24 protein-coding genes are annotated in these 26,372 nt (G+C 69.8%); 11 read left to right on the top strand and 13 right to left on the bottom strand.

What is annotated here, in order from left to right; translation table 11 throughout:
* Window positions 1-112: 112 nt before the first annotated feature.
* The gene (gene gyrB, locus VAB18032_RS29550) at window positions 113-2,059 is read right to left on the bottom strand and encodes a DNA topoisomerase (ATP-hydrolyzing) subunit B (RefSeq protein ID WP_013736613.1); all 1,947 of its coding nucleotides are present in this window, start codon (window positions 2,057-2,059) and stop codon (window positions 113-115) included.
* A 541-nt stretch (window positions 2,060-2,600) separates the two neighbouring features.
* Here gyrB and VAB18032_RS29545 point away from each other — a divergent pair.
* Window positions 2,601-3,182 carry a hypothetical protein gene (locus VAB18032_RS29545; protein WP_013736612.1) on the top strand — a complete coding sequence of 194 codons (582 nt, stop codon included), beginning with the start codon at window positions 2,601-2,603 and terminating at the stop codon, window positions 3,180-3,182.
* 14 nt (window positions 3,183-3,196) lie between these two features.
* Here the strand turns inward: VAB18032_RS29545 and VAB18032_RS29540 are convergent, their stop codons facing one another.
* The 5 genes from VAB18032_RS29540 to dnaA form a co-directional block, all read right to left on the bottom strand.
* Entirely contained in the window at window positions 3,197-3,799 is a 603-nt protein-coding gene (locus VAB18032_RS29540) for a DciA family protein (protein WP_013736611.1), read from the bottom strand.
* A complete protein-coding gene (recF, locus tag VAB18032_RS29535; protein ID WP_013736610.1) occupies window positions 3,789-4,922 on the bottom strand; it encodes a DNA replication/repair protein RecF in 1,134 nt (377 codons plus the stop codon). Before recF ends, VAB18032_RS29540 begins: the two co-directional genes overlap by 11 nt.
* 14 nt (window positions 4,923-4,936) lie before the next feature.
* The gene (gnd, locus tag VAB18032_RS29530) at window positions 4,937-5,809 is read right to left on the bottom strand and encodes a phosphogluconate dehydrogenase (NAD(+)-dependent, decarboxylating) (RefSeq protein ID WP_013736609.1); all 873 of its coding nucleotides are present in this window, start codon (window positions 5,807-5,809) and stop codon (window positions 4,937-4,939) included.
* A 38-nt stretch (window positions 5,810-5,847) separates the two neighbouring features.
* The gene (dnaN, locus tag VAB18032_RS29525; RefSeq protein ID WP_043722439.1) at window positions 5,848-6,981 is read right to left on the bottom strand and encodes a DNA polymerase III subunit beta; all 1,134 of its coding nucleotides are present in this window, start codon (window positions 6,979-6,981) and stop codon (window positions 5,848-5,850) included.
* 765 nt (window positions 6,982-7,746) lie between these two features.
* Entirely contained in the window at window positions 7,747-9,543 is a 1,797-nt protein-coding gene (dnaA, locus tag VAB18032_RS29520) for a chromosomal replication initiator protein DnaA (RefSeq protein WP_232510920.1), read from the bottom strand.
* A 672-nt stretch (window positions 9,544-10,215) separates the two neighbouring features.
* Here dnaA and rpmH point away from each other — a divergent pair.
* The 9 genes from rpmH (at window position 10,216) to VAB18032_RS33095 (ending at window position 18,405) form a co-directional block, all read left to right on the top strand.
* Complete coding sequence (rpmH, locus tag VAB18032_RS29515) at window positions 10,216-10,353, top strand: 50S ribosomal protein L34 (RefSeq protein WP_013736606.1); 138 nt, start codon at window positions 10,216-10,218, stop codon at window positions 10,351-10,353.
* A 34-nt stretch (window positions 10,354-10,387) separates the two neighbouring features.
* Window positions 10,388-10,801, top strand: coding sequence for a ribonuclease P protein component (gene rnpA / locus VAB18032_RS29510; protein WP_013736605.1), 414 nt, complete (start codon window positions 10,388-10,390; stop codon window positions 10,799-10,801).
* Window positions 10,802-10,845: 44 nt separating this feature from the next.
* The gene (gene yidD / locus VAB18032_RS31085; protein ID WP_204292969.1) at window positions 10,846-11,085 is read left to right on the top strand and encodes a membrane protein insertion efficiency factor YidD; all 240 of its coding nucleotides are present in this window, start codon (window positions 10,846-10,848) and stop codon (window positions 11,083-11,085) included.
* A complete protein-coding gene (gene yidC, locus VAB18032_RS29505; protein WP_013736603.1) occupies window positions 11,086-12,063 on the top strand; it encodes a membrane protein insertase YidC in 978 nt (325 codons plus the stop codon).
* Between the two features lie 213 nt (window positions 12,064-12,276).
* Window positions 12,277-12,849 (top strand): Jag family protein, encoded by a 573-nt coding sequence (locus tag VAB18032_RS29500; RefSeq protein ID WP_013736602.1) that lies wholly within the window; start codon window positions 12,277-12,279, stop codon window positions 12,847-12,849.
* A 100-nt stretch (window positions 12,850-12,949) separates the two neighbouring features.
* Window positions 12,950-13,660: a 16S rRNA (guanine(527)-N(7))-methyltransferase RsmG gene (rsmG, locus tag VAB18032_RS29495; protein ID WP_013736601.1), complete on the top strand. Its 711-nt coding sequence runs from the start codon at window positions 12,950-12,952 to the stop codon at window positions 13,658-13,660.
* Window positions 13,661-13,905: 245 nt separating this feature from the next.
* Window positions 13,906-15,180 (top strand): ParA family protein, encoded by a 1,275-nt coding sequence (locus VAB18032_RS33270; RefSeq protein ID WP_081476224.1) that lies wholly within the window; start codon window positions 13,906-13,908, stop codon window positions 15,178-15,180.
* A 27-nt stretch (window positions 15,181-15,207) separates the two neighbouring features.
* Window positions 15,208-16,218, top strand: a complete 1,011-nt coding sequence (locus VAB18032_RS29485; RefSeq protein ID WP_043722431.1) for a ParB/RepB/Spo0J family partition protein — start codon at window positions 15,208-15,210, stop codon at window positions 16,216-16,218.
* Between the two features lie 1,212 nt (window positions 16,219-17,430).
* Window positions 17,431-18,405: a hypothetical protein gene (locus VAB18032_RS33095; protein ID WP_013736598.1), complete on the top strand. Its 975-nt coding sequence runs from the start codon at window positions 17,431-17,433 to the stop codon at window positions 18,403-18,405.
* Here the strand turns inward: VAB18032_RS33095 and VAB18032_RS29475 are convergent.
* Together VAB18032_RS29475 and VAB18032_RS29470 are read right to left on the bottom strand one after the other, a co-directional pair.
* Entirely contained in the window at window positions 18,392-19,384 is a 993-nt protein-coding gene (locus VAB18032_RS29475; protein WP_043722426.1) for a D-alanine--D-alanine ligase family protein, read from the bottom strand. The genes VAB18032_RS33095 and VAB18032_RS29475 overlap by 14 nt on opposite strands.
* Window positions 19,385-19,392: 8 nt before the next feature.
* Window positions 19,393-20,706, bottom strand: a complete 1,314-nt coding sequence (locus VAB18032_RS29470; RefSeq protein WP_013736596.1) for an aminotransferase-like domain-containing protein — start codon at window positions 20,704-20,706, stop codon at window positions 19,393-19,395.
* A 292-nt stretch (window positions 20,707-20,998) separates the two neighbouring features.
* Between VAB18032_RS29470 and VAB18032_RS29465 the strand changes: the two genes are divergently transcribed.
* Window positions 20,999-21,664: a hypothetical protein gene (locus VAB18032_RS29465; RefSeq protein WP_013736595.1), complete on the top strand. Its 666-nt coding sequence runs from the start codon at window positions 20,999-21,001 to the stop codon at window positions 21,662-21,664.
* A gap of 47 nt (window positions 21,665-21,711) precedes the next feature.
* Here the strand turns inward: VAB18032_RS29465 and VAB18032_RS29460 are convergent, their stop codons facing one another.
* From VAB18032_RS29460 to sigM, 5 genes are all read right to left on the bottom strand, one after another.
* On the bottom strand, window positions 21,712-22,878 hold the full coding sequence (locus VAB18032_RS29460) for an N-acetylmuramoyl-L-alanine amidase (protein ID WP_013736594.1): 1,167 nt from the start codon (window positions 22,876-22,878) through the stop codon (window positions 21,712-21,714).
* 196 nt (window positions 22,879-23,074) lie between these two features.
* Entirely contained in the window at window positions 23,075-23,398 is a 324-nt protein-coding gene (trxA, locus tag VAB18032_RS29455; RefSeq protein ID WP_013736593.1) for a thioredoxin, read from the bottom strand.
* Between the two features lie 32 nt (window positions 23,399-23,430).
* Window positions 23,431-24,381 (bottom strand): thioredoxin-disulfide reductase, encoded by a 951-nt coding sequence (trxB, locus tag VAB18032_RS29450; protein WP_013736592.1) that lies wholly within the window; start codon window positions 24,379-24,381, stop codon window positions 23,431-23,433.
* Window positions 24,382-24,555: 174 nt separating this feature from the next.
* Entirely contained in the window at window positions 24,556-25,629 is a 1,074-nt protein-coding gene (locus VAB18032_RS29445; protein WP_013736591.1) for a hypothetical protein, read from the bottom strand.
* Window positions 25,626-26,363 (bottom strand): RNA polymerase sigma factor SigM, encoded by a 738-nt coding sequence (gene sigM, locus VAB18032_RS29440; protein WP_050814667.1) that lies wholly within the window; start codon window positions 26,361-26,363, stop codon window positions 25,626-25,628. Before sigM ends, VAB18032_RS29445 begins: the two co-directional genes overlap by 4 nt.
* Window positions 26,364-26,372: the final 9 nt, after the last annotated feature.

Genomic DNA, 26,372 nt, shown 5'->3' with positions numbered 1-26,372 from the left:
CTCAGAGTCGTTTTTGTGCTGTGGATAACAGCTGTGGATAGCGGCCAAGCTGTGGATAACTCTGTGGACCGGCGGCCGGTTCGGATCAGCTCCGCACCGGCCGCCGGGCCCGTCAGATGTCCAGGAAGCGGACGTCCTTGGCGTTGCGCTGGATGAACGAGCGGCGAGCCTCGACATCCTCACCCATCAGCACGCTGAACAACTCGTCGGCGGTGGCGGCGTCGTCCAGAGTGACCTGGCGCAGGGTACGGGTGGCCGGGTTCATCGTGGTCTCCCACAGCTCCGGGTAGTTCATCTCGCCGAGGCCCTTGAACCGCTGGATGTCGTCCGGCTTGGCGTTCGGCTTCTTCTGCTGGCGCAGCGCGATCAGCCCGTCGCGTTCCCGGTCGGAGTACGCGTACTGGGCGTCGTCGCCCTTCTTGTTCCACTTGATCTTGTAGAGCGGCGGGGCGGCGAGGTAGACGTGGCCCAACTCGACGAGCGGGCGCATGAACCGGAACAGCAGGGTGAGCAGCAGCGTCTGGATGTGCTGACCGTCGACGTCGGCGTCGGCCATCAGCACCACCTTGTGGTAGCGCAGCTTCTCCATGTCGAAGTCGTCGTGGATGCCGGTGCCCAGCGCGGTGATCAGCGCCTGGACCTCGTTGTTCTTGAGCACCCGGTCGATGCGGGCCTTCTCCACGTTGAGGATCTTGCCGCGGATCGGCAGGATCGCCTGGGTACGCGGGTCGCGGCCCTGCTTGGCCGAGCCGCCGGCCGAGTCGCCCTCGACGATGAAGACCTCGGATTCGCGCGGGTCGGTGGACTGGCAGTCGGCCAGCTTGCCGGGCATCGAGCCGGATTCCAGCAGCGACTTGCGGCGGGCCAGCTTGCGGGCCTGCTGGGCGGCGATGCGGGCGCGGGCGGCCTGGGACGCCTTGGTGATGATGATCTTCGCCTCGGCGGGGTTGCGGTCCAGCCAGTCGACCAGCCGGTCGTTGCAGACCCGCTGGACGAAGCTCTTGACCGGGGTGTTGCCGAGCTTGGTCTTGGTCTGACCCTCGAACTGCGGGTTCGTCAGCTTGACCGAGATGATCGCCGCGAGACCTTCGCGGATGTCCTCGCCGGAGAGCTTCTCGTCGCCCTTGAGCAGCTTCTTGTCGGCGCCGTACCGGTTGACGACGCTTGTCAGCGCGGCCCGGAAGCCCTCCTCGTGGGTGCCGCCCTCGTGGGTGTTGATGTTGTTGGCGAAGGTGTAGACCGATTCGCCGTACGACTCGTTCCACTGCATCGCGATCTCGAGCGACATGCCCTCTTCCTCGGCACCGAACTCGATCACCGTCTTGTGCATCGGGCTCTTGGAGGCGTTGAGGTGCCGGACGAAGTCGGCGATGCCGCCGTCGTACTTGAAGGTGACCTCGCGAACCTTGCCGTCCTCGCCCTCGGCGACCCGCTCGTCGAGCAGGTGGATGGTGAGACCACGGGTGAGGAAGGCCATCTCCTGCAGGCGCCGGTAGATGGTCTGGAAGTCGAAGTCGGTGGTCTCGAAGACGTCCGGGTCGGGCCAGAAGGAGACCGCCGAGCCGGTGCGGTCGGTCGGCTCACCCTTCTCCAGCGTGCTCGGCTTGGAGTGGTCGTACTGCTGCCGCCAGACGAAGCCGTCCTTGTGGATCTCGACGGCCATCCTGGTGGAGAGCGCGTTCACCACGGAGACGCCGACGCCGTGCAGGCCGCCGGAGACGGCGTACGCCTTGCCGTCGAACTTGCCGCCCGCGTGCAGCACGGTCAACGCGACCTCGACACCCGGCTTCTTGAGCTTGGGGTGCAGGTCGACGGGGAAGCCACGGCCGTTGTCGGTGACCCGGACTCCGCCGTCGGCGAGCAGCACCACGTCGATGGTGTCGCAGTGTCCGGCCAGGGCCTCGTCCACCGCGTTGTCGACGACCTCCCACACCAGGTGGTGCAGACCGCGTTCGCCGGTGGAGCCGATGTACATACCGGGCCGCTTGCGGACCGCCTCCAGCCCTTCGAGGACGGTGATCGACTCGGCCCCGTACTGCTGATTTTCCTGCGCTGCCACCCTCGGCCACTTTCTCGCACCCGAGCGTGCCGTCAGGCACGTCGAGCGCGGGTTCGGCGGACAGGGCGCGACGTCGGCACGCGGACCGGTACCTGGCACAATTCCGGGGTACGGGCCGAACGCGCCGGTCGCCGCGGTTGCCCGCGGATCGCGATCGGCTCGACCCGAGTCGGACAATGTTCGGGGGCCCGCACCGGGCCCACGAAGCGTCGCTCCGCACCGGGTCTTCGTCTCACACCAATCTTACTGTGCGCGGGCGATAGAACCACCACTCGGCACCCCTTCGCGGCGGCTCAGATTCACGTAGCGGGCCGAACCGCGCCGTCTGCGACTCCCCCTACACGCCAAGGCATGATCAGCCGATCTGCCGCGTGACGGCGATCCAGGCCGGGGGTCCGACGGTCGCCGAGAGTGAGCCGGTACCGTCCACGGCGGGCGTTTTCCGGCACACGGGTCAACGGTCGGCCTTGATCTTTTCCGGTCGGAACCGGACGATCGACCCGATCGACTCGACCTGTGCTTGTGGAGAGGTGGACAGCAGATGGGGCTGGACAACGTCGCGGTCCAGTGGCCGCGGACCGGCCGCTTCTACGACCCGGTCGCACCGGCCGAGTTCGTCGACTTCGGCGAAATCGTCGATGTGCCGGGGATCTCGGCCCCGACCGCTGCGCTCGCGGAGCTGATCGCGAAGACCGGCACCGTGCGGGCCACCGCGTACACCGAGGTGGTGGATCTGATCCTCGGTCTGGACGGGGTGCTCTACGCCACCGAGGCGGCGGCGGAGGACGAGGACCCGGTGATCGACCCGGACGGGTGCGCCTGGATCGCCAGCGGCATCGAGCGGTTCGTCGCCGCGCACCGGCCGCACGGTGAGGCGGTCAGCTTCGAGTCGGTCGGTGTGGTGCTTCGTTCGCTGTTGTCCGACGGCCGCCTGGCCGAGCAGCAACTGCGCTGGCTGGACAGCCGGCTGGAGGCGTTGCGCGACGACAGCGGGGCGGCCCCGCAGTGGACCTTCACCTGTGCGGAGCTGAGTGTGGTGGCGGCCTTCTACCGGCGCTGTGCCGACCGGGGCTTCGCGGTGTACGCCGAGTCGGCGGCGCCGCGACGGGCCGCCCAGTCGTAGTTCGGCGGCCCGGGTCAGCCGTAGGTGTCGCGAGGGCCTCGACCGCGTACGCGGCGGGGCCCTCGCGACCAGGACGGCGCGGCCGGGCCGTGGATGTGCAGTCTGCGGACGACGTTGTGGCCGATCTCACGGCCGATCTGTTGCAGCAGTGAGCCGGCGAGCAGGCGCAGTTGGGTTGCCCAGGCGGTGGAGCGGGCTTCCACGGTCAGTTCGCCGTTCTCCAGCTTGACCGGGCGGCTGTGCTGGGCCACCTCCGGCCCGACGACCTTCTCCCAGGCACCGAAGACGGTCGCCTCGGCGGCGGGCTGTTGCCAGCCGCGCGCCTTGACCAGCCGGTTGAGCACCGCGCCGAGTGGTTGCGGGTCGCGGGGGTCGGGTCCGGGGCCGGAGTAGCCGCGGAGTCGCCGCTCACCGCCGGTCCCGTCGGTCGCGCGGCGGGGTCGTGCGGTCGCGGCCCGTCTGGCCTTCGCCGCGTCGAGCACCGCGCGCGCCAGTTCCGGCCCGGAGACCCCGTCCGGTACGTCGGGGCTCTTCGCGTCGGCCGGATTGCCGGACGCCGGACGCCGGGCTGCGGCCCGGTCGCCGTCGTTGCGGGGGTTCGTCGACTCATCCGGCACGTCGCACCGTTCCCTCCGACACCTCGTACCGGGCACCGCGGAGGGCGTCGGGCACATCGTCGGCGACCGCGCAGGTCACCAGGAGTTGGCTCGCTCCGCCGACCAGGTCGGCGAGTCGGTCGCGGCGGCCGGCGTCCAACTCGGCGAAGACGTCGTCGAGGACGAGCACGGGTTCGATGCCGTCGTTGCGGAGCAGGTCGTAGCCGGCGAGCCGGAGGGCGAGCGCGTACGACCAGGATTCGCCGTGGCTGGCGTACCCCTTGGCGGGTAGCGGGCCGAGGTTGAGGGTGAGGTCGTCGCGGTGCGGGCCGACCAGCGTGGTGCCGCGTTCGATCTCGGCGGAGCGCTGCTCCTCCAGGGCGGCGGCGAGCACCTTGGCGAGGGTTTCCCGGTCGGTGGTTGGCTCGGTGAGTTCGACCGACGGCCGGTAGGCGATCGCGGCCGCGCCGCGCCCGGCGGCAACCGCGTCGTACGCCTTGGCCACGTGCGGGGTGAGCGCGGCGACCAGTTCCAGCCGGCCGGCGAGCAGTTCGGCGCCGTGCCGGGCGAGGTGGGTGTCCCAGACGGCAAGCGTCGACAGGTCACCGCCGCGGGTGCCGCCGGTCTTGCGGGCCAGGTACGCGGTACGCAGCAGCGCGTTGCGTTGTTTGACCACCCGGTCGTAGTCGGCGCGTACGCCCGCGTAGCGGGGTTGACGCAGCACCAGCAGGTCGTCGAGGTAGCGGCGGCGTTCGGCGGGGTCGCCCCGGACGAGTTCGAGGTCTTCCGGGGCGAAGAGCACCAGCCGTAGCGCGCCGAGCACGTCGCGCGCGCGGCGGGCCGGGGATCGGCCGAGTCGGGCCCGGTTGGCCTTGCCGGGCACGATCTCCAACTCGACGAGCAGTTCCCGGCCCTCGTGTACGACCGCGCAGCGGATCACCGCTGCGGTGGCACCCATCCGCACCAGCGGCGCGTCGGTGGCGACCCGGTGCGAGTCCAGCGTCGCCACGTAGCCGAGCGCCTCGACCAGGTTGGTCTTGCCGACACCGTTGGCGCCGATCAGGATGTTCGGCCCCGGTTCGAGGTCGACACCGACTCGCTCGTACGAGCGGAAGTCGACCAGTTCGAGCCGGCGGACGTACACGGGGGCCGGGACCGTCAGCGCTTGCGGACGGCGTGGCCGCCGAACTGCTGGCGCAGGGCGGAGACGGCCTTCAGGGCCGGCGACTCGTCCTGGCGGGAGGCGAACCGGGCGTAAAGCGAGGCGGTGATGACGTGCAGCGGTACGGCGAGGCGGACCGCCTCGTCGACCGTCCAGCGGCCTTCGCCGGTGTCCTCGGTGTAGTCGGTCAGCTGGGCCAGTTCCGGGTCCTCGTCGAGCGCGCGGTCGAGCAGGTCCAGCAGCCAGGATCGTACGACGGTGCCTTCCCGCCAGGACTTGATCACGCCGGGCACGTTGGTGACCAGCTCGGAGGCGGTCATCAGCTCGTAGCCCTCGGCGTAGGCGTGCATCAGGCCGTACTCGATGCCGTTGTGCACCATCTTGGCGTAGTGGCCGGCGCCGACCGGGCCGGCGTGCACGAATCCGAAGTCGCCCTCGGGCTTGAGCGCCTCAAAGATCGGCATGAGCCGGTCGACGTGTTCCTGGGAGCCGCCGACCATCAGGCCGTAGCCGTTCTGCCGGCCCCAGACGCCCCCGGAGACACCCACGTCGACGTAGCCGATGCCGCGCTCGTTGAGCCGTTCGGCGCGCGGGGCGTCGTCGCTGAAGCGCGAGTTGCCGCCGTCGATGATGATGTCGCCTTCGCCGAGTACCTCGGCCAGTTCGTCGATGGTGGCGTCGGTGACGGCGGCGGGCACCATCACCCAGACCGCGCGGGGGGCCGCCAACTTCTCGGCCAGTTCCGACGCGTTCGCGACGTCACTCAGCTCCGCGTTGTGGTCAAGACCGACCACCTCGTGTCCGGCGGCGCGCAGTCGCTCGCGCATGTTGCCGCCCATCCGACCGAGGCCTACCAGGCCGAGCTGCATCTCGTCGTTACCTTTCGTGGGGTGCTGGTTCTCTGCGATCAGCGGGACACGCGGATCGGCATGATGAGGTACCGGTACCCACCGATGAGCTCGCCATCCTCGCCAGCTGGGGAAATGACCGCAGGCTTGAAGGCGTCGACGAACTGGAGCACGGCGAACTGCGCGCCGAGGTTTGCCAGCCCGTCGATGAGGTATTGCGGGTTGAAGCCGATGGTGAGTGGCTCGCCGGTGAAGGTGGCCTCCATCGCCTCGCTGGCCCGTGCCTCCTCGGTGCCGCCGGCCTCGACGACCAGCCCGTCGGCGCTGAAGCTGAGCAGCACGGGGGTGGTGCGTTCGGCGACCAGGGCGACTCGCTTGACGACCTCGATGAGGGTGCTGACCGGCACCCGGGCCTCGGCGTTGTGGCTGGCGGGGAAGAGCGAGCGCACCGGCGGGTAGTTGGCGCCGTCGAGCAGGCGGCTGGTGGTGCGCCGGGTGCCGCCGGAGAATCCGATCATGCCCTCACCGGCTGCGCCCTGGGACAGGGCCATGGTGACCTGGCCGCCGACCGGGCCGAGGGCCTTGGCGGTGTCGTTGAGGGTGCGGGCCGGCACCAGCGCGTTGATGCTGATCTCCGGGTCGTCCGGGTTCCACTCCATCTCGCGCAGGGCGAGGCGGTAGCGGTCGGTGGCGAGCATGGACAGGGTGCCACCGGACAGCTCGACGCGTACGCCGGTCATCATCGGCAGCGTCTCGTCCCGGCTGGCCGCGACGGCCACCTGGGCGACGGCGGCGGCGAAGGCGGCGGCGTCGATCGTGCCGGCGCTTTCCGGCATCTCCGGCAGGGTCGGGTAGTCCTCCACCGGCATGGTGGGCAGGGTGAACCGGGCGCTGCCGCAGACCAGTTCGAGGTGCGCGCCGACTGCGGCGATGTCCACCGGCTTGCCGGGCAGTGCCTTGGTGATCTCGGCCAGCAGGCGGCCGGAGACCAGCGCGGCGCCGTCGGCGTCGCCCTGCACCTCCACCGTCACCTGGCTGGAAACCTCGTAGTCGAAGCCGGACACCTGCAGGGTGCCGTCGGTGACACGGAGCATCACGCCGGCCAGCACCGGTACGGACGGCCGGTTGGGCAGGCTCTTTGCGGTCCAGGCCACGGCCTCGGCGAGCGCGTCGCGCTCCACTCGGAACTTCATCAATGCCTCCGCGTCGACGTCGACGTCGTCAACTCTCTCATGCCGGCTGCTGCCCACCGACCCGCCTGGCGTGCGGTACCCCTCGCACCTTAGGGCGCGTGGGTATCGGCTGTGCGTCCGACCCCGTGGATCGTGTCGGTGCTGACGACTGAGTTCGGCAGCAATCGAACGATCCACAGGAAGTCCAACGGTGATGATTGGTTTTCGTTCTTTCAGAAGAGATAACTCATCGTCTTCATCGCACCTGTGCAAACTGTGGAGAACCCTCATCTGCCCAGGTCAGCGGGTTATCCACCGGTGGTTTTGCTGTGGAGAACCCGGGGTACAACTGGGCCCTCGGTCCACAGGTGGGTTCGGTGTCCCCAGTTGTCCACCGCTGTCCACTGGTTATCCACCGGTTATCCACCGACTTTCTCCCCAGCCCTGTGGATCGGGGTGGCCGGCGCGACGCCGGTTTTCCCCAGAACCTTCAACAGCTTCCCCACAGGTGGGTCGTCCGCGGTGGACAGAGCGAACGGTTGTCCCCAGGCGTCCACAGGCGTCCACAACGTTGTCCCCAGCTTTTCTCCACAGCCTGTGGGTAACCGGCCATATGCAGTGCGTGGTTGTCCACAGGCTGTGGGTGACGAGCTGTGGACAACGAGTGGGAACCTGTGTGGTCACGGCCTCGATGCTGTGGTCTACACCTCGTCGAGAGTCAACCCGCCGGGCACCAGAAAGCCCGGCCGGGTGGTCCCAGCCGGGCTCGTACGGGCGCGTACGCCCTCAGGTGTTCTGCTTGATCCGGTTGGTCAGCTCGGCGATCTGGTTGTAGAGCGAGCGCCGCTCGGCCATCTGCTGCCGGATCTTCCGGTCGGCGTGCATGACGGTGGTGTGGTCCCGGCCACCGAACGCCTGACCGATGCGGGGCAACGACAGGTCGGTCAGCTCGCGACACAGGTACATGGCCACCTGACGGGCGTTGACGAGCACCCGGGAGCGGGAGTGGCCGCGCAGATCCTCCAGGCTGACGCCGAAGTAGTCGGCCGTGGAGACCATGATCTGGTCGGCGGTGATCTCCGGGCCGGCGCCGTCCGGGATGAAGTCCCGCAGCACCTCCTCGGCCAGCGACAGCTCGACGCTGGAGCGGGTCAGGCTGGCGAAGGCGGTGACCCTGATCAGGGCCCCCTCCAACTCCCGGATCGAGTTCGACACCCGCGAGGCGATGAACTCCAGCACGTCCGGTGGGGCGTACAGCCGCTCCTGCGCCGCCTTCTTCTGCAGGATCGCGATCCGGGTCTCCAGATCCGGCGGCTGGATGTCGGCCAGCAGACCCCACTCGAAGCGGGTCCGCAGCCGGTCCTCCAGCGTGGCGAGCTGCTTCGGCGAGCGGTCGGAGGTGATCACGATCTGCTTGTTGGCGTTGTGCAGCGTGTTGAAGGTGTGGAAGAACTCCTCCTGGGTCCGCTCGCGGTTCTCCAGGAACTGGATGTCGTCGATCAGCAGGATGTCGACGTCGCGGTAGCGGCGCTGGAAGGCGCTTGTCTTGTCGTCCCGCAGCGAGTTGATGAAGTCGTTGGTGAACTCTTCGGTCGAGACGTACCGGACCGAGCGGGCGTTGCCCAGCGTGGTGGCGTAATGCCCGATGGCGTGCAGCAGGTGGGTCTTGCCCAGCCCGGAACTGCCGTAGATGAACAGCGGGTTGTACGCCTTCGCCGGTGACTCGGCCACCGCGACGGAGGCGGCATGGGCGAACCGGTTGGACGAGCCGATGACGAACGTCTCGAACATGTACTTCGGGTTGAGCCGGTTGCCCCCGCTGTCCGCGCCGGCGGGCAGTCGTCGGTCGTCCCGGCTGCGATGGTCCGTGCCGCTGCGACCGGGACCGCTGTCGGTGCCCCCACCGTCGCCGGGCAGCGAGCGGATCACGTGCTGGTCGCGGGGGGAGACTCCGGGGTCGTCGCCGTACCGGCCGGCGAATCCGCGCGGGCCGGGGTTCGGCGGATCCAGCTGGCCGGCCTGGTCGGCGAAGCCGAGTCGCTGGGGTTGCCGCCGCGCTTCCCCACCCGAGCGGCCGGGCTCGACGAACGCCGCGCCGAAGAGGGTCTCCTGGCCGTCGGCCACGGGCGGGCCGGTACGCGGACCGCCGTCGGCGACGTGCGGAGTCTCCGGTACGGGTCGGTCGAACCGGTGGGGGTGGTGCTGCTCGGGAATGAGCGGAAGCTGCTGGCGGTCGTCGGTGGTCGACCCCGACTCGGCCGGGCCTGCGTAATCGACCGGGCCGCCGTCGTGAACGGCCGGCCCGGTTTCTGCGGCGCTGTGGTAGACGGTGCCCTCGGTACGGCCGTCCTCGGGTAGCCGAACGGTGACCGCTACCTGGATCGGTCGGCCGAGTCTGCGGGTGAGCGCCTCGGTGATGGCCGGTCGCAGTCGGGATTCGATCACGTCTCGGGTGAACGCGTCGGGCACGGAGAGCAGCACGGTGTCCTCGACGATGGCCCGTAACCGGGTCAACCGCAGGTACGCCCGCTGCTGTGCGGAGATGATCTCGTCGGCGAGTTCATCCGTGGTCGCCGTCCACACCGCGGCAAGGTCGGTCGTACCGGCCACCGTCGTGCCACCCCCTCGCCTCTGCTCCCGGATGCCGCCGTTCCCCCGGCCATCCGGAGGTCCAGTGCCGGGTAGGTGTGACCGGTAGCCCACCCGTCGTCCCACCCGGTCGTTCTCCACAAGTTATCCACAGCCTGTGTGCCGACCGATTGTGGCCGCCTGCCGGGCATGGGTCGGACCTACCCCTGCCATGGCCGGGTGCTGAAGCGGGGTTCACCGTGCCGAACGATTCACCACCGTGTCCGGTCTTGCCCTGCCGGCGACATCCGGACCTGGAGACGCTGACCGCAATCGGGCACGGTAACAGCGTTGTCGCCGCATCATCAACCGTCGACGCGCCCGGTGCCTTGTCGGCATCAGTGAAATCCACCGCTTCGGTCGTACTTCACCGCAGGTAAACCGTACGGGTAGGTCGGTTTGACGGTGATTGCACCCCGACCTACGCTGGAGGGGCTGCTCTCACGCCCTCTGCTAGGGTGATGGGTGCTCGCTGCCTGTGGGGGCTCCCGGTGTTCTTGAGATGCCGCGGAGTGTGCGCTCGTCGCACCGTCCGGGCAGCACCGATCGAGGCCGCCAGCGCGGCGGCCTGGACCACCACGACCTCGGCGGTTGAAGCCGTGGCCGTCCGACAACGGAGAGCCTGACGTGAGCAAGCGCACCTACCAGCCGAACAACCGCCGGCGCGCGAAGACCCACGGCTTCCGGCTGCGTATGCGCACCCGGGCCGGCCGCGCCATCATCTCGACCCGTCGCGCCAAGGGTCGCGCCCGCCTGTCGGCCTGAGGCCGACCGGGCCCGCTCCCGGGGACTGGCAGTCGTGCTGACAGCCGCGCAGCGACTGCGGCGCAGCAGCGACTTCGCCGCAGCGGTCCGCAGTGGCCGTCGGGCTGGTCGGGGCACGGTGGTCGTGCACCTGACACTGCCGGACACAACCGGAGGCACCCCAGACGTAGCGCCGGAACCGGTGCGGGGCGGCACGGAGGAGAACTCCGCGCCGGTGTCCCGTGCCGGTTTCGTGGTTTCCAAGGCCGTCGGGCCGGCAGTGGTCCGGAACAAGGTCCGCCGTCGGTTGCGGCATCTGGTCCGGGAGCGGCTGTCGGAGCTGCCGGCCGGAAGCACCCTCGTCGTACGGGCCCTGCCGGCTGCCGCCGAGGCCACGTACCAGCGGCTCGGTGCTGACCTGGGCGACGCGCTGCGGGCCGCTCGGACCAGCCGGGGACGGCGACGGTGAACACCGAACCGAAAACGGGTCGTCCGGCTACCCTCGGTGCCCGGATGCTGGCCCTTCCTATTATCGCGTACCGTCGGTGGATAAGTCCGGCGCTGCCGGCCCGCTGTCGGTTCTACCCGTCGTGCAGTGCGTACGCCTTGGAGGCGGTAACCCGACATGGCGCGCTTCGGGGAGCCGGTCTGACGGTCCGGCGGCTGTCGCGCTGCCATCCATTCAATCCTGGTGGATACGACCCGGTGCCGGTGCCGGGCGACCGCCGAGCTGCCGACGTGACTGGAGCCTGAGTGTTTAGTCTCGACTGGATCTACTACGCGATCTCGTGGATCCTGCTGGCCTGGCATTCGGCCTGGGACGCCATCGGGGTCCCGGAGACCGCGGTCCTCGGTACCAACTGGTCGTGGATCCTCGCCATCATCTTCCTGGTGGTCACCGTTCGGGTGATCCTCTTCCCGATCTTCGTCAAGCAGATCAAGTCGCAGCGGGCGATGCAGGCGCTTCAGCCGCAGGTCAAGGCCCTGCAGGAGAAGCACAAGGGTGACCGGGAGACGCTCCAGAAGGAAATGATGGAGCTCTATCGGAAGGAAAAGGCCAACCCGTTGATGGGCTGCCTTCCGATGTTCCTCCAGATCCCGGTGTTCCTCGGCCTGTTCCACGTGCTGCGTCGCCTCAACCCGGACCCGGCGAAGGCCAACAAGGACATCTACGGGTGGACGGTCGAGCAGTTCAACAGCGCCTCGGACGCGACGCTGTTCACCGCCCCGATCGCCAGCAAGTTCGGTTCGACCGCGGCGGAGCTGGCCCAGCTTGGCGCGAACGGCACCACCGTCAAGGTCATGGCCGGCATCCTGGTGCTGGTGATGATGGGCACCACCTACCTCACCAGCCGCCAGATGATTCTCAAGACGGGCTGGGCGGAGGACCCGCAGCAGCGGATGATCCAGCGCCTGATGCTCTACGGCATCCCGCTGTCGCTGCTGATCTCCGGCGCGATCTTCCCGATCGGTGTGATCATCTACTGGGTCACCAACAACCTCTTCACCCTCGGCCAGCAGCAGTGGGTGCTGCGCAAGTTCCCCCCGCCGGTGACCGCCACCAGCAAGCCGGGCACCGGCGCTCAGCCGGCGAAGACCAGCGGCCTGTTCGGCCGTAGCAAGCCCGCGCCGGCACCGACCAAGCCGGCCACGCCGAAGGTCGCCGGCCCGAAGCCGGGTGCCAAGCCGGCCAACCCGAAGAAGGGCCGCCCCGCCAAGCGGCAGGGCTGATCCGTCCGGGCCGTCGCCGGGAAGCCGGCGACGGCCCCTCGCATTGACGTGCAGCCGCCGGAAGGTCGGCGCCGCAAGCGCGAAGCGCCGCGCAGGTCGCGGTGAACGGGCGAAACTGCCCTACAGACGTGCCCGTGGGCACCGGTGACGTCCCGCCGGCCCCGGGGAACCAGCGGACCGCAGGTCCGGCCGAGCGAGTACGGAGATGACACCGTGACCGACACCAGCATCCCCCGCGCCGACCAGTCCTTGGACGACGAGCCGACTGCGGCGGCTCCGGTCGACGGCGAGCCCGAGGAGACCGAGACTGCGCCGGCCAAGGGCGACGGCGACCTTTTCCGGCAGAGTGAGATCGCAGCCGACTACATCGAGGGGCTCCTCGACATCCTCGACTACGACGGCGACATCGACGAGTTGGTGTCGGGTGGTCGCCCGGTGGTCGAGGTGGTCGGTGGCCGTCTGCAGAACCTCGTCGGCCAGCGGGGTGCCACCCTCGAAGCCCTCCAGGAGTTGGCCCGGCTCGCCGTGTTCCGGCAGACCGGCTCGCCGAGCCGGCTGCTGCTCGACGTGGGCGGCTACCGGGCCAGCCGGCGCAAGGAACTCGCGGCGGTGGCGCGTAACGCCGTCGAGAAGGTCAAGGAGCACGGCGAAGCGGTGCGGCTGGAGCCGATGTCCGCGTTCGAGCGCAAGTGCGTGCACGACGTGGTCAACGCGATCGACGGGGTGGAGAGCGAGTCCGAAGGTGTCGAGCCCAACCGGCGGATCGTCGTCCGCCCCGCGGACTGAGCGGGTGTACGGAGACGACCTCAGGGGTGCTGTCCCGACCGGCCCGGGTGGTACGCCGCCCGGGCCGCCGGCTGTCCGCCCCGACAACCCCGATCCGGCCGTGGCACTGTTGCCGCCGGAGCTGGCCGAGGCGGCCGGACGACTTTTCGGTGCCCGCCTCGACCTGGCTGCCGCGTACGCCGAACTGCTGGCCACCGACGGCGTGGTGCGCGGCCTGATCGGGCCGCGCGAGGCACCTCGGATCTGGGACCGGCACCTGCTGAACTGCGCGGTGGTGGGTGAGCTGATCCCGACCGACGCCACCGTGATCGACGTGGGATCCGGTGCCGGACTGCCGGGACTGGTGCTCGCCATCGCCCGACCCGACCTACAGGTGACGCTGCTCGAACCGCTGGCGCGCCGTACCACCTTCCTGACCGAGGCAGTGGACGCACTGGGCCTGGAGGACTCGGTTCAGGTGCTGCGCGGGCGGGCCGAGGAGGTCGCGGCGGGACCCGATCCGGTACGGGGTGACGTGGTGACCGCCCGCGCGGTGGCACCGCTGGACCGGCTCGCCGCCTGGTGCCTGCCGCTGGCGGCACCAGGCGGTCGACTGCTGGCTCTCAAGGGTGCCTCGGCGGCCGACGAGATCGTCGAGCATGCTCCTGCGGTGCATCGCCTCGGTGGTGCGGAACCGGTGCTGCACCGCTGCGGTGAGGGCATCGTCGAACCGCCCACCGTCGTGGTGGAGATCGTGCGGGATCGTCTGGTGGGACCGACGCCTCGGGGATCGGCCAAGAAGTCCCGAGGGAGCAGGTCCCGCCGCCGGTGAGGGTGCGCCTCACGTCTCTGTCCAAACAGTCACGGATGTGGGTGTTGCACCGGCGGGTTACGAACCCAACATGGACCGGCCACGCCCATGGGCCGTAGGCTGGCCGCGCGTCGATAGTGTGGAGCGGGCGGCGATGGATCTTCTTCCGGGCCTGCCGCTCCTGCCGGGCGAGACCTCTGCGGGACAGCGCGAGTGGCCCGGTTGGCGGGTGCGGACCGACCATCCGAAGCGGGCAGGGATGACAGGTGCATGACGACGGTAGGTATGACGATCCGCGCGTGACCGGGTCGGTGAGCGACCCTGTTTCACGTGAAACCGAATACCCGGGCTGGCGACCTTCCGAGGGCGCTCAGAACCCGCCGGCCGCTCGCGGCGAGGCCTCCGTACCGGACGCCCCGTGGCCTCGCGGCGGTGCGGTGAACCCGGGTGCTTCGGATTCGGGGACTCGGCCGGGCAATGCGAGTCCCGAGGCGCGCGTGATTCCGATCCGTCGAAACAGTTCGGCGTCGGCACGCTTCGAGCCGGCATCGCCGCACCAACAGGTGCCGGATGCGCGGCCTGCGTCCGACACGCCCGCCGGGCCCTACGAGCCGGCAACCCCCGAGGCCGCGTACGTTTCACGTGAAACCCCGACGCGCGAAGAGGATGACCCACCGTTGGCTATGGAGGCGATGCGCGCCGTGCAGATCCTGAATCCCAGTGGCGAGGTGACCATGCCTCGGCCGGAGCGGACCCGGGTCATGTGTGTCGCCAACCAGAAGGGCGGCGTGGGTAAGACCACGACCACGGTGAACCTTGCGGTGGCGCTCGCCCTGCACGGCAACCGGGTACTGGTGGTGGACCTCGACCCGCAGGGCAATGCCTCCACCGGGCTCAACGTGCCGCACCACACCGGCGTCCCGGACGTGTACGACTGCCTGATCAACAGCGTGCCCCTGGAAGAGGTGGCCCAGGCGGTCGAGGGCATCCCGAACCTCTGGTGCGTACCGGCCACGATCGACCTGGCCGGCGCCGAGATCGAACTGGTCTCCGTGGTGGCCCGTGAGTCGCGACTGGCCCGTGCCATCGCCGCCTATCCCGGGCACTTCGACTACGTCTTCATCGACTGCCCGCCGTCGCTGGGCCTGCTGACGGTGAACGCGTTGGTGGCCGCCCAGGAGGTCCTCATCCCCATCCAGTGCGAGTACTACGCGCTGGAAGGGCTGAACCAGCTGATCAACAACATCAACCTGGTCCGCCAGCACCTCAACCCGCGGCTTGAGGTCTCCACGATCCTGCTCACCATGTACGACCGGCGTACCCGGCTCGCCGACGCGGTCGAGCAGGACGTGCGGAACCACTTCGGCGACAAGGTGCTCCAGGCGGTGATTCCGCGTAACGTCCGGGTCTCCGAGGCACCTAGCTACGGCCAGTCGGTGATGACCTACGATCCCGGATCGCGGGGGGCGACGAGCTACTTCGAAGCCGCCCAGGAGATTGCCGAACGGGGCGTCAAGGAGCCGGTGAGCCGGAATGCGTAGTGCGGATGAGGCGCTGGGAGGGGTGGCATGAAGAACCGTCCTAGGGGCGGTCTGGGACGGGGCCTGGGTGCGTTGATCCCGACCGGACCGGCACCGGATGCTGGTGCCGGCTCCGCCGCGATCCCGACCGCGCCGAGCGTGGCACCGGCCGTCGACGCGCCACCCACGGTGTCAGTGCCGGCGCCGGCGATCACGCCTGATCCGATCCTGAGCCCGGTGCCCGGCGCACGCTTCGCCGAGATTCCGGTCGACTCGATCGTGCCCAACCCGAAGCAGCCTCGGCAGGTATTCGACGAGGAGGCGCTGGAGGAACTCAAGACCTCGATCCGGGAGGTCGGCTTCCTCCAACCGATCGTGGTGCGCCAACTCGACGACGAGAAGTTCGAACTCGTCATGGGCGAGCGGCGGTGGCGAGCCGCCCAGGCGGTCGAACGGGAGACCATCCCGGCGATCGTCCGGGACACCCGCGACGACGCGATGCTCCGCGACGCCCTGCTGGAGAACATCCACCGGGCCAACCTGAACCCGCTGGAGGAGGCTGCGGCCTACCAGCAGCTGCTGGAGGAGTTCGGGGCGACCCACGAGGAGCTGGCTCGCCGGATCGGCCGCAGCCGGCCGCAGATCTCCAACACCATCAGACTGCTGAACCTGCCGGCCCAGGTGCAACGGCGGGTCGCCGCCGGGGTGCTCTCGGCGGGACACGCGCGGGCGCTCCTGAGTCTGGAGGACCCGCAGGCCCAGGAGCAGCTTGCGCTGCGGATCGTGGCCGAAGGTCTGTCGGTACGAGCGACAGAAGAAATCGTCGCGCTTTCGCTGAGCGAGGGGGCGGGCAAGAAGGAGACGGCGAAGCGCCGAGCCAAGCCGCACGCACCTGGCCTCAACGACCTCGCCGATCGGCTCTCCGACCGCTTCGACACCCGAGTCAAGGTCGACATCGGGCGGAGCAAGGGCAAGATCACCATCGAGTTCGCCACGGTGGACGACCTGGAGCGGATCGTCGACCTCATCGGAGTCAACCGGGAGCAGACGGAGGGCTGACCGCTCAACTCCAGTCTCCATGTGCAACGGCCGCACGCTTCTTCGGAAGGTGTGGCCGTTTGCATTGGATGCCTGCGTTTCACGTGAAACGGGATGCCGCCTGCCTTCACCACCGACACAGTTGGTCAGGAGGTTTGCGTCTGGATTCGGTCGGAGTCACTTGATCAACGCGGCGGGCGACGCGTGGAGGGTGATCGGTGTCGCGCCCGCATCGGTTCCCGCTTCGCTGCGCACCGCCCCGGCGCCTCGGCGGGTATGCCGGGGCAGCGGCCGTGGCTGCATTTCTGTTGTTGCCCTACAAGCCTGGCCCTTCCGGCTGAAAGCGCGCCACCAGACGGTTCTACGCCCTCTGGACCCCGCTGTGCCCTGGAGAAGCCCGAGGACCACCCCGAGGCTGGGGCGGATGATCCTGACGCCGCCGCGTCGACTACAGAGGGCGGAACGGCTATGAAGGGGGACGCGGCGGGGCGCAGGCGTTCGTGGTCGGCCGGCGTTTAGCGGCAAGGAGGCAACTGCCGCCTGACGACCGGACACCAGCCCGGCTGTAGCTCGGCTTCCGGGCTGCCCAAGTGGAGGTGCAAGCAGTTGCTGGTCCGGCTGTCGTCACCGGCCAAGATCCGACCGATGGCGATCCCGGCGTCCGCCTCGGCTGGGACACGGAGACACCCACAACTGCCGAGTCGCCGGCCGGGCCCCCACGACAGCGACGGAGTTGTGTGGCAGCGGGGAAAGCTGAGCTGCCGGACCTCACCCCCCGGCGGTTTCGTCCTCCTGCTGGCGCTTGTCCAGTCCAGGTAACTCGGATCAGCGTTCACCGGTGGTCGAAGACTTCGAGCCATAGAGCGGTTTCCGAGATCAGCGGGGACAGCGATGCCACGCGTCTCATCCGTCACCGGGCCGCGCTGAGCGTGGTTCGAAGGAGGCACGGTTTCACGTGAAACGTCGCCGCCTCGCGGGCCGCCCGGACCCGATGTCCACAGCCAGTCGAAGGCCTAGATGTTATCCACACCCGTTATCCACAGCCCGTCGTTGTTTCACGTGGAACACGGACCGAAATCCCTTGTCGAAGCAGGGCTCGCAGGTATGGCCGGAGTGTCGGAGAGCCTGTGGATATCCCTGGGGACAACCGTTGGTTCGGCATGATCTTCGCCCGCTGAGGCGAACTCGATTCGGGTAGGGACAGCGGTGCCGGACTCGGTTAGGGTCAGCCTCGTGCCCGACACCCCTCCCTCAGTCCCGGACTTCACCCAGTGGCCGTCTTTTCCCTTCGAGGGTGACCTGCGGGTCAAACACCTCGACGACCCGGTCCCGGTCGAGCCGCCCCGCAAGGGCGAAGCGCACCGCGAATGCACCGCCTGTCAGGCGCCGGATGACGCCTACATCTGGGTTGGTGAGCGGTGGCGCGTACGCGCGATGGATCGTCCCACCGGCCTGCCGATGGTTCTCATCCTGGAATCCCGGTCGCACCTGGACCTCGGCGACCTACCCAACCTGCTCGCCGCCGAGCTGGGCGTGATGACCGTACGACTGGAACGCGCCATCCGGTCGTTGGACGGGGTGGCCCGGGTGCACGTCAACCGCTGGGGTGATGGGTCGGCTCATCTGCACATGTGGTTCCTCGCCCGGCCGTACGGACGGCTTCAGTTACGAGGCACCTTCCTCTCCCTGTGGGACTCGATCCTGCCGCCGATCTCGGAGGGGAAGTGGCGGGAGAATCTGGCCCTGGTGGCGGCCTGGCTGGCCGAGTTCGGTGGACGCCCGCTCGCCGAGCCGCCCCGCATCCAGTGGCAGGCCCCGTCCAGCCTCGCCGCGCAGTCAGCGTCGACCGAGAACGAACCGACCGAGGGCGGGTCGCTGCTGGACGCGATCGGAGAGACAGCCGACCCACCCGACGCGCCGGGCGGCGTTCCGACGGCCCCCGCCGACGATGAGGCAGCTTCCACGGCGCAGACCGCCACGGCCCCGGCCGAGTCGTCGACACCGCCGGGACGCAGCATTGCCGAGCAGGAGGGCGACCACGCCGACGACCCCCCGGCACAGCAGGACGAGCCGAGCGGCGAAGCGTCGGGCATCCAGGCGGCGGGCATCGAGGCGCCGAGCGGCGAGGTCGCTGCGGCGCCTCCGCAGGCGAGCGAGGTGGCTGAGAAGCAGGAGGGCGTACCGCCTCAGGCAGTCACCGGCGGGTGACGGCGCGGGCGACCAGGGAGCCGATCACCCGTCCAAAGTCCAGCCCGGCGGCCTGCACCGCCAGCGGCAGCAGCGAGGTCTCGGTCATGCCCGGGGAGACGTTGACCTCCAGGACATGCGGCAGCCCGGCCGAGTCGACGATGAGGTCCACCCGGCTGAGGTCGCGGAGACCGAGCGCGGTGTGGGCGGCGAGCGCGACCTCGCCCACCTTCTCGGCGACCGCCGGTTCCAGGCGCGCCGGCGTGTGCCAGGTGGTCCGGCCCGCGGTGTAGCGCGCCGCGTAGTCGTAGACGCCGTTGCGGGGCACGATCTCGACCGGCGGCAGCGCCTGAGGGCCGTCGCCCAGGTCGATGACGGAGACCGCGACGTCCATGCCGGAGACGTACCGTTCCACAAGCGCCGTCGGGTCGTACGCGAAACAACCGACCATGGCGGCCGGCAGCGCCGCCGCGTCCCGGACCACGGCGGCGCCGAGACCGGAACCACCCTGGGCAGGCTTCACCATCAGCGGCAGCCCCAGCCGGTCCACGATGCGATCCAGCACCGCCACCGCGCCCAGCTCGCTGAACCGGTCGTGCGGCAGCGCGACCCAGTCGGGAGTGGCGATGCCCGCTTCCCGAAGCACCGCCTTCGCCGACGGCTTGTCCCAGGCCAGCCGGGAGGCCCGCGCGTCACAGCCGACGTACGGTACGCCGCAGAGGTCGAGTACGCCACGCAGCGAGCCGTCCTCGCCGGTGGCACCGTGCAGCGCGATCACCACGGCGTCCGGCGGGTCGGCGGCCAGCGCCGGCAGCAGAGCCACGTCGGCGTCGCGTAGCTCCGCCTCCACCCCGACCGATCGCAGCGCGTCGAGCACCCGGCGGCCCGAGCGCAGCGACACGTCCCGTTCGTACGACAGGCCACCGGCGAGCACGACCACGTGCAGGTCATCGGCGGTGGGACCGGACACAGGCGTTTCTTCGGCAGCGGCAGAACCCATGCCGGGCATCATGCCAAGTCAGGACCGGGGGTGTCGGAACCGGCCTGGCCGCGCCGTGTGCCCGGCCCGCCGACCGCACCGAACACCCGCCGCATGGCGATGTCCTGCTCCATCACACCGGCCAGCCGGCGCACCCCCTCCCGGATCCGCTCCGGCGGGGGGAAGGAGAAGTTGAGCCGGATGTTGCCGGCCCCGCTGCCGTCGGCGTAGAAGCCGGTGCCCGGCACGTAGGCGACCCGGGCGGCGATGGCCCGAGGCATCATCGCCTTCGAGTCGAGCCCTTCGGGCAGGGTCGCCCAGACGAAGAGACCGCCACCCGGGTTGGTCCACCTGGTCCCCGCCGGCATCAGATCCGCCAGCGCGGTGAGCATCGCGTCCCGCCGCTCCCGGTAGACCTCCCGGTAGACCTTCAGCTGCTCACGCCAGGGCATGGTGGTCAGGTACGTGCTGACGGCCGACTGCGCGTACGCGCTGGGGCAGAGGATCTGCGCCTCGCTGGCGATGACCAACTTGTCGCGTACGGCGTGCGGGGCGAGGATCCAGCCCACCCGCAGGCCGGGGGCGAACGTCTTGGAGAAGGTGCTGAGGTAGAAGACCCCGTGCCGACGGCGAGCCCGCAGCGGAGCGGGCGCCTCCTTCTCGAAACCCAACTGGCCGTACGGGTCGTCCTCGACCACCAGCAGACCGGCGCGTTCGCAGATGTCCAGCACCCGTTCCCGGCGCTCCTCGGTCAGCGTCACGCCGGCCGGATTCTGGTACGTCGGGATGGTGTAGAGGAACTTCACCCGCCGACCGGCCCGGGCCTGCTCCGCGATGGCCGTTTCCAGCGCCTCCGGGATCAGGCCGTCCTCGTCCATCGGCACGTGCACGACCTGCGCCTGGGCGGCCTGGAAGACCCCGAGAGCACCGACGTAGGTCGGGCCCTCGGCGAGTACCACGTCACCCGGGTCGAGGAAGAGTCGCGCCACCAGGTCGAGGGCCTGCTGCCCGCCGACGGTCACCACCACGTCGTCCGGTGACGCGCCGCAGGAGGCGTCGATGCCGGAGAGAGACATCACCTCGCAGATTCGCTCGCGCAGCTCCAGGGTGCCCTGGCCGATGCCGTACTGGAGGGTGGTGGTCCCGTGCTCGCTGCTGAGCCGACCCAGCATCTCGCCCACCGCGTCCAGCGGCAGCGCGGCGATGTACGGTGCGCCACCGGCCAGGGAGACGACCTCCGGCCGGCTGGCGACCGCGAACAAGGCCCGGATCTCCGAGGCGGTCATCCCCCGCACCCGGCGGGCGTACCGATCGGTGTAGTCGTCGAGCGTTGTGCCGGTCATGACATCACCTCGATGCTGCGCGGACGGCTCCTGCCCCGGATACCCAGGACACCGGCGACCATGGCGGCACGGCACGCCGAGTGCCGATCCTAGCCGCCGAACGACGCCGACGGCGTGTGTGATTCCGCGCCCGTCCACATACCGGACCGGTCGCTGACCGTCCTGAGGTGGGCGTTTGCGCGTCCTCTCCCGCGCCGCCGATCGGCGGCGTACGATCGCTCGTCGGGGCAGGAATGCGGCGGGTGGCGTCCGAGCCGGTCCCACTGCCGAGCCTAGTGTGGGGAAGCACGCGATGTCGCGACGACTGGTCAGTCTGACCCTGGACACCCTGGAGGACCTGCCCCGTCCGTGCCGGCAATGCGTCTACTGGGAGCTTGATCCGGTTTCCGCCGACCGTGCCTGCGCGGCCGGTGACCCCGGTCTCGAGAAGGAGGCGTGGGTCTCGCAGACCCTGCTGGAGTGGGGTTCCTGCGGCAAGCTGATCTACGTCGACGGCATGCCGGCCGGGTTCGTCATGTACGCCCCACCGGCGTACGTGCCCCGCTCGATGGCGTTCCCCACCTCCCCGGTCTCCGCGGACGCCGCCCTGCTGATGACGGCGAACGTGGTGCCGGCCTTCGCCGGCGGCGGGCTGGGCCGGATGCTGGTGCAGGGGGTCGCCCGTGACCTCACCAAGCGGGGGATCAAGGCGATCGAGGCGTTCGGCGACGCGAAGTTCGGTGACGCGGCCGACCCGGCGGGTGCCTGTGTCGCACCCGCCGACTTCTTCCTCTCGGTCGGCTTCAAGACCGTCCGGCCGCACCCCCGCTACCCCCGGCTGCGCCTGGAACTACGGACGGCGCTGAGCTGGAAATCGGACGTCGAGTACGCGTTGGAGAAGCTGCTCGGCTCGATGAGCCCGGAGTCGCTGCTGCGTCCGGTGCGTCCCACCCCGGCCACCCGGTCCACCACCGGCTGAGCGCGAAGCGCGGTTCGGCGTCCGAGCAGACGCCGGGTCGGCCTCGCTCAGTCGACCACGTTTCCGGCGGCGACGGCAGCCCGCAACTCGCTGACGTCAAGCGAACCGGTCGGCACGTCGCGTTCGTCCGGCAGGTACATCCGTTGCACCGCCGCCACGATGGCCTCGACGAGCTTGTCCCGGAACCGGGGCTCGATCAGCCTGCCGCGGTCCGTCGGCGAGGTGAGGTAACCGACCTCGATGCGTACCGCCGGCATGCGGGTGAGTCTGAGCAGGTCCCAGGCCTTGGCGTGGGTACGACAGTCGCGCAGCCCGGTGCGCGCCACGATCTCCCGCTGCACCAGCCCGGCCAGTCGTTCCCCGGTTGCCGAGGTGACACCGTTGTCGGTGCCGTAGTGGTACGTCGCGACCCCTTCGGCAGCAGGATTGGCGTGCCCGTCGGTGTGCAGGGAGATGAACACGTCCGCGCCGAGCGAGTTCGCCAGGTGCGCCCGGTCGATGTCGGGCAGGCACGTCTCCGGCGCCGGTCCCCGGGTGAGCTGCACCCGTACGCCCGACGCGGCGAGCCGACCCTCCAGCCGGCTGGCCAGGTCGTGCATCAGATCCGCCTCGGTCCACCGCAGCGGCCCGTCGGGTACGACCACACCGGGCTCGGTGCCACCATGGCCCGGGTCGATGACCACCGTCCGCCCGACCAGGGTGGGACCGGACTGCCGGATGGCGTCGGACTCGCGCAGCCACTGCGGTCGACCGCCGACCACCTTGCGGCCGAGCCGGCGCAGCGCCCCCATGGTGTGCGGTCCACAGGTGCCGTCGGGGGTCAGCCCCACCTCACGCTGGAACTGGGCCACTGCCCGAGACGTTCGGATGCCGTAGATCGCGTCGGCTCGACCGGTGTCGTACCCCATCTCCAGGAGCCGTTCCTGCAACGACCGGACGTCTTCGCCGGTGAGCGGCACCGGCACCGCGTGGTAGAGGGTGCGGGCACCGAGTCGCCAACGGGCGGCGTCGAGCGCCCGCCACGTCTCGGCGCCGACGCGGCCGTCGACGCTGAGGCCACGGGACTGCTGGAACGCCCGTACCGCCCGCTCGGTGGCGGTGTCGAACTCGTCGTCGTACGGGCCGGTGGCTTTCGAGAGGAGGTCCAGGCTGGTCAGTACCGCACGGATCTCGGCTACCGCAGGTCCGCGGTCACCGGAACGGATCGGACGCACGCACGACCCCCTCTGTACGGTCGGTGGCTGGCCAGGCCCGTCGGCGGCACGTGCACCGCGGACGAGGACCAGGTGGTCACCGGCGTCCGGCGGCCCCCGGTTCGAGGTTATGCGCTGGCGATCCGCAGGGTTGGAAAACGCCTCGACCCCGTGCCGGCGAGCCGGTCACGGGGTCGAAATGGCGGTGCTGCGGGGCTCAGAGAGCCGACTGGATCAGCTTGACCAGCTCACCCTTGGGCTTGGCGCCCGCGATCGACTGCACCGGCTCACCGTTCTTGAACACGGTGAGGGTTGGTACCGACATCACCCGGTAGGCGCGGGCCGTCTCCGGGTTCTCGTCAATGTTCAGCTTGACGATGCTGACCTGGTCACCCATCTCGCGGGCGATCTCCTCCAGCAGCGGTGACACCTTGCGGCACGGTCCGCACCACTCAGCCCAGAAATCCACCAGAACCGGCTTGTCGGACTTGAGTACGTCGACGACGAAACTAGCGTCGGTGACCGACTTGGTTGCTCCCACTGTTTGGTCCCTCCTGCATCGGTGTGTCTCGTTCAGTCCGTTGCCAGCGTGGCGATGAAGCGTTCCGCGTCGAGTGCGGCGGCACAGCCGGTGCCGGCGGCGGTGATGGCCTGCCGGTAGGTGTGGTCGACCAGGTCACCGGCGGCGAACACACCGGGGATGCTGGTCCGGGTGCTGGGGGCCTCGACCTTCACGTACCCCTCGTCGTCGAGCTCCACCTGCCCGCGGAACAACTCGCTGCGCGGGTCATGGCCGATCGCCACGAAGACGCCGGTGACGTCGAGCACCTTGGTCTCGCCGGTGTGCACGTTGCGGATCCGAGCCCCGGAGACCTTGCCGTCCGCGCCGAGGATCTCCTCCACCACGGAGTTCCACTCGACCTTGATCTTGTCGTTGCTCAGCGCCCGCTCGGCCATGATCTTGCTCGCCCGGAACGAGTCCCGACGATGGATGATGGTCACCGACTCGGCGAAGCGGGTCAGGAAGCTGGCCTCCTCCATCGCCGAGTCACCGCCACCGACGACCACGATGTGGTGGTTGCGGAAGAAGAAGCCGTCGCAGGTGGCGCAGGAGGAGACGCCGTGGCCCAGGTATTCCTGCTCACCGGGTACGCCCAGCGGACGCCACGCGGAGCCGGTGGCGAGGATGACGGCCCTGGCCCGGTAGGCGCTCTCGCCGACCCAGACGGTGCTGTACGCGCCGGGGCTGGCGGTGTCGGTCAACTCGACCCGGGTGACGTCATCGGTCAGGAACTCCGCGCCGAACCGCTCGGCCTGCTTGCGCATGTTGTCCATCAGCTCGGGGCCGAGGATGCCGTCGGCGAAGCCGGGGAAGTTCTCCACCTCGGTGGTGGTCATCAACGCGCCGCCGGACTGTACGCCTTCGATGATCAGGGGCTTGAGGTTGGCGCGGGCCGCGTAGACCGCCGCGGTGTAACCGGCCGGCCCGGAGCCGATGATGATCAGGTTGCGGACCTCGTCCACTGCCGTCTCCCAATCGTGTTGACTTGCCGACATCGGTGAAGCGCCGATGCCGAACCGAGTGCCGACGCGGCGGCAACTGACTTCCAGAACATCATCGTAGGAACCGGGGATTCCCGAGCCGGTCATCCGGTGGGTCAGGTCACGTGGACGGCCAAACGTCCGGCGCCTGACGACTCACCCTACCCGCGTACGGTGACGGCTGTCCGAGCCGGATCCGGGGATACCACATTCAGGGCCGCTGACCCACGCCCATCGGGTGCCGGCGGCGTCGGTGAAGCGCACCACCAGCGCCGGGTGTCCCTGGAAGCGGGCATACTCGATGTCCTCGAAGACCAGCGGCTGTGCGCCGTGTTCGGTGCCGATGTCCGCGAGGCAGGCGGTCAGCGCCACCTGGTCGTCGAGCCGGGCCAGGTCCGCGGGGCCGGCCATGCGATCGACGTCGCCACCGGCATCAGGTGTCTCGGTGCTGGAGTAGGCGCTGATCTTGGCTTCCGGCTCCGTCGCCAGTTCCTGCGGGGTGTAGTCCCTCCCGGTGTGCCGCTGCGGGGTGCCTTCGGTGACCGGGAGCCGCTGGGGCGAGGCGTTGACCGCGGCCCGCTCGGGACCGGCCTGGCCTTCCTGCACGTGCGGGGTGGCGACCGGATCGCTCAGCGCGGTGCCCGCTGTCGTGTCGCCGCCCTGATTCGGCCGGACCAGCTGCAGGGACCCCAACCCGACGACAAGCGCGGCAGCGAGGGCGACCGGCCCTGCGATGCGGGCCCAGCGGCGGCTCCGCCGACCGGGCCGGGTGGCGTTGCGGTCCGGACCAGGCCGGGTGGCGTTGCGGTCGGGACCGGACGGCGGCGCGGCTTGCGGGCGGCGGCCACCGAGCGGCTGCGCCGGAACCCGGGACGGTCGCCCGGTGGAAACCCGATCGTCGCTGTGGTCCGAAGCCGTTGCCGGGATGTCCGAGTCCAGATCGGTGTCGTCGCTGTCGGGCAGGACGTCGGAGAGGTCAGCGGTGTCGAGTGCGGCGCGGATCCGGTCGGCGACCTCGGGTGGCATCTCCACCGCGGAGCCGCCCCAGCCGAGCAGATCGGTGCGCACCTCGGCGACGGCCGGGGCGAGCAGCGCGTGCGCCTGTGCCCAGGACGGATCCTGGGCGATCAACCGGGCTACCTCGGCCTGCTCCGGGGTGCCCTCCAGGGCACCGCCGAGGTAGTCGGCGAGCAGGTCGTGGTCGACCTCGCTGAACTCCCCGGCAGTCACGTTTCCTCCTGGTTGACATCCGGCCTCCAGGACCGTCCCGACCCCGATCGGACGTCCCGCCGGGCGCCCGGGTTCCCTGGGGTGACCGCCGGCACTTCCGAAAGTGCCTCGTCACTGCCGGTCCGCAGGTGACCGAGCAGTACGGCGAGCCGGGCTCGACCCCGGGCACACCGGCTCTTGACCGTCCCTTCGGCCACGCCGAGAATCCGGGCTACCTCGGCGACCGGGTAGCCCTGCACGTCCACCAGCACCAGCGCGGCCCGCTGCTCGATCGGCAGGGTGGCCAGGGCCTCCCGGACGACGAGCGCGGTGTCGTGGTCGCGTACCGGTGCGGCGGGCTCGACCCCGCCGGTGCCGTGACCGTCGCTCGGCTCCCGAACCCCGTCGGGCAGTGGCACGGTGGGATGGGCCTGGCGTCGGCGGATCCGGTCGAGGCAGGCGTTCACCACGATCCGGTGCAGCCAGGTGGTGACGGCCGCGTCGCCACGGAACCGGGCGGCAGCCCGGTGCGCCGACAACATGGCGTCCTGGAGGGCGTCGGCGGCCTCCTCGCGGTCGCCGAGCGTACGCAGGGCAACCGCCCAGAGCCGGTCCCGGTGCCGCTGGAACAGCTCACCGAAGGCATGCCGGTCACCGGCCACGTGGGCGTGCAGCAGGTCGAGGTCACTGCCCGTCTCGCTCACCGCTGCTCCACCCGTCCGGCCGGAACCGGCGTCACCCGTCGCTGCCCCCATTGTCAGGCT

The organism is Micromonospora maris AB-18-032, from assembly GCF_000204155.1.
In the GTDB taxonomy this organism is placed as follows: domain Bacteria; phylum Actinomycetota; class Actinomycetes; order Mycobacteriales; family Micromonosporaceae; genus Micromonospora; species Micromonospora gifhornensis.
The sequence above is the reverse complement of the archived record's forward strand: the minus strand, read 5'-3'. Positions and strand labels throughout refer to the sequence as shown.

Coding starts and splice junctions, on each gene's coding strand:
- VAB18032_RS29465 (WP_013736595.1), top strand. CDS start 20,999: ATGTCGCGACGACTGGTCAGTCTGACCCTGGACACCCTGGAGGACCTG.
- sigM (WP_050814667.1), bottom strand. CDS start 26,363: ATGGGGGCAGCGACGGGTGACGCCGGTTCCGGCCGGACGGGTGGAGCA.
- dnaN (WP_043722439.1), bottom strand. CDS start 6,981: ATGAAGTTCCGAGTGGAGCGCGACGCGCTCGCCGAGGCCGTGGCCTGG.
- VAB18032_RS29485 (WP_043722431.1), top strand. CDS start 15,208: ATGAAGAACCGTCCTAGGGGCGGTCTGGGACGGGGCCTGGGTGCGTTG.
- VAB18032_RS29470 (WP_013736596.1), bottom strand. CDS start 20,706: ATGACCGGCACAACGCTCGACGACTACACCGATCGGTACGCCCGCCGG.
- VAB18032_RS29475 (WP_043722426.1), bottom strand. CDS start 19,384: ATGGGTTCTGCCGCTGCCGAAGAAACGCCTGTGTCCGGTCCCACCGCC.
- VAB18032_RS29545 (WP_013736612.1), top strand. CDS start 2,601: ATGGGGCTGGACAACGTCGCGGTCCAGTGGCCGCGGACCGGCCGCTTC.
- gnd (WP_013736609.1), bottom strand. CDS start 5,809: ATGCAGCTCGGCCTGGTAGGCCTCGGTCGGATGGGCGGCAACATGCGC.
- yidD (WP_204292969.1), top strand. CDS start 10,846: ATGCTGGCCCTTCCTATTATCGCGTACCGTCGGTGGATAAGTCCGGCG.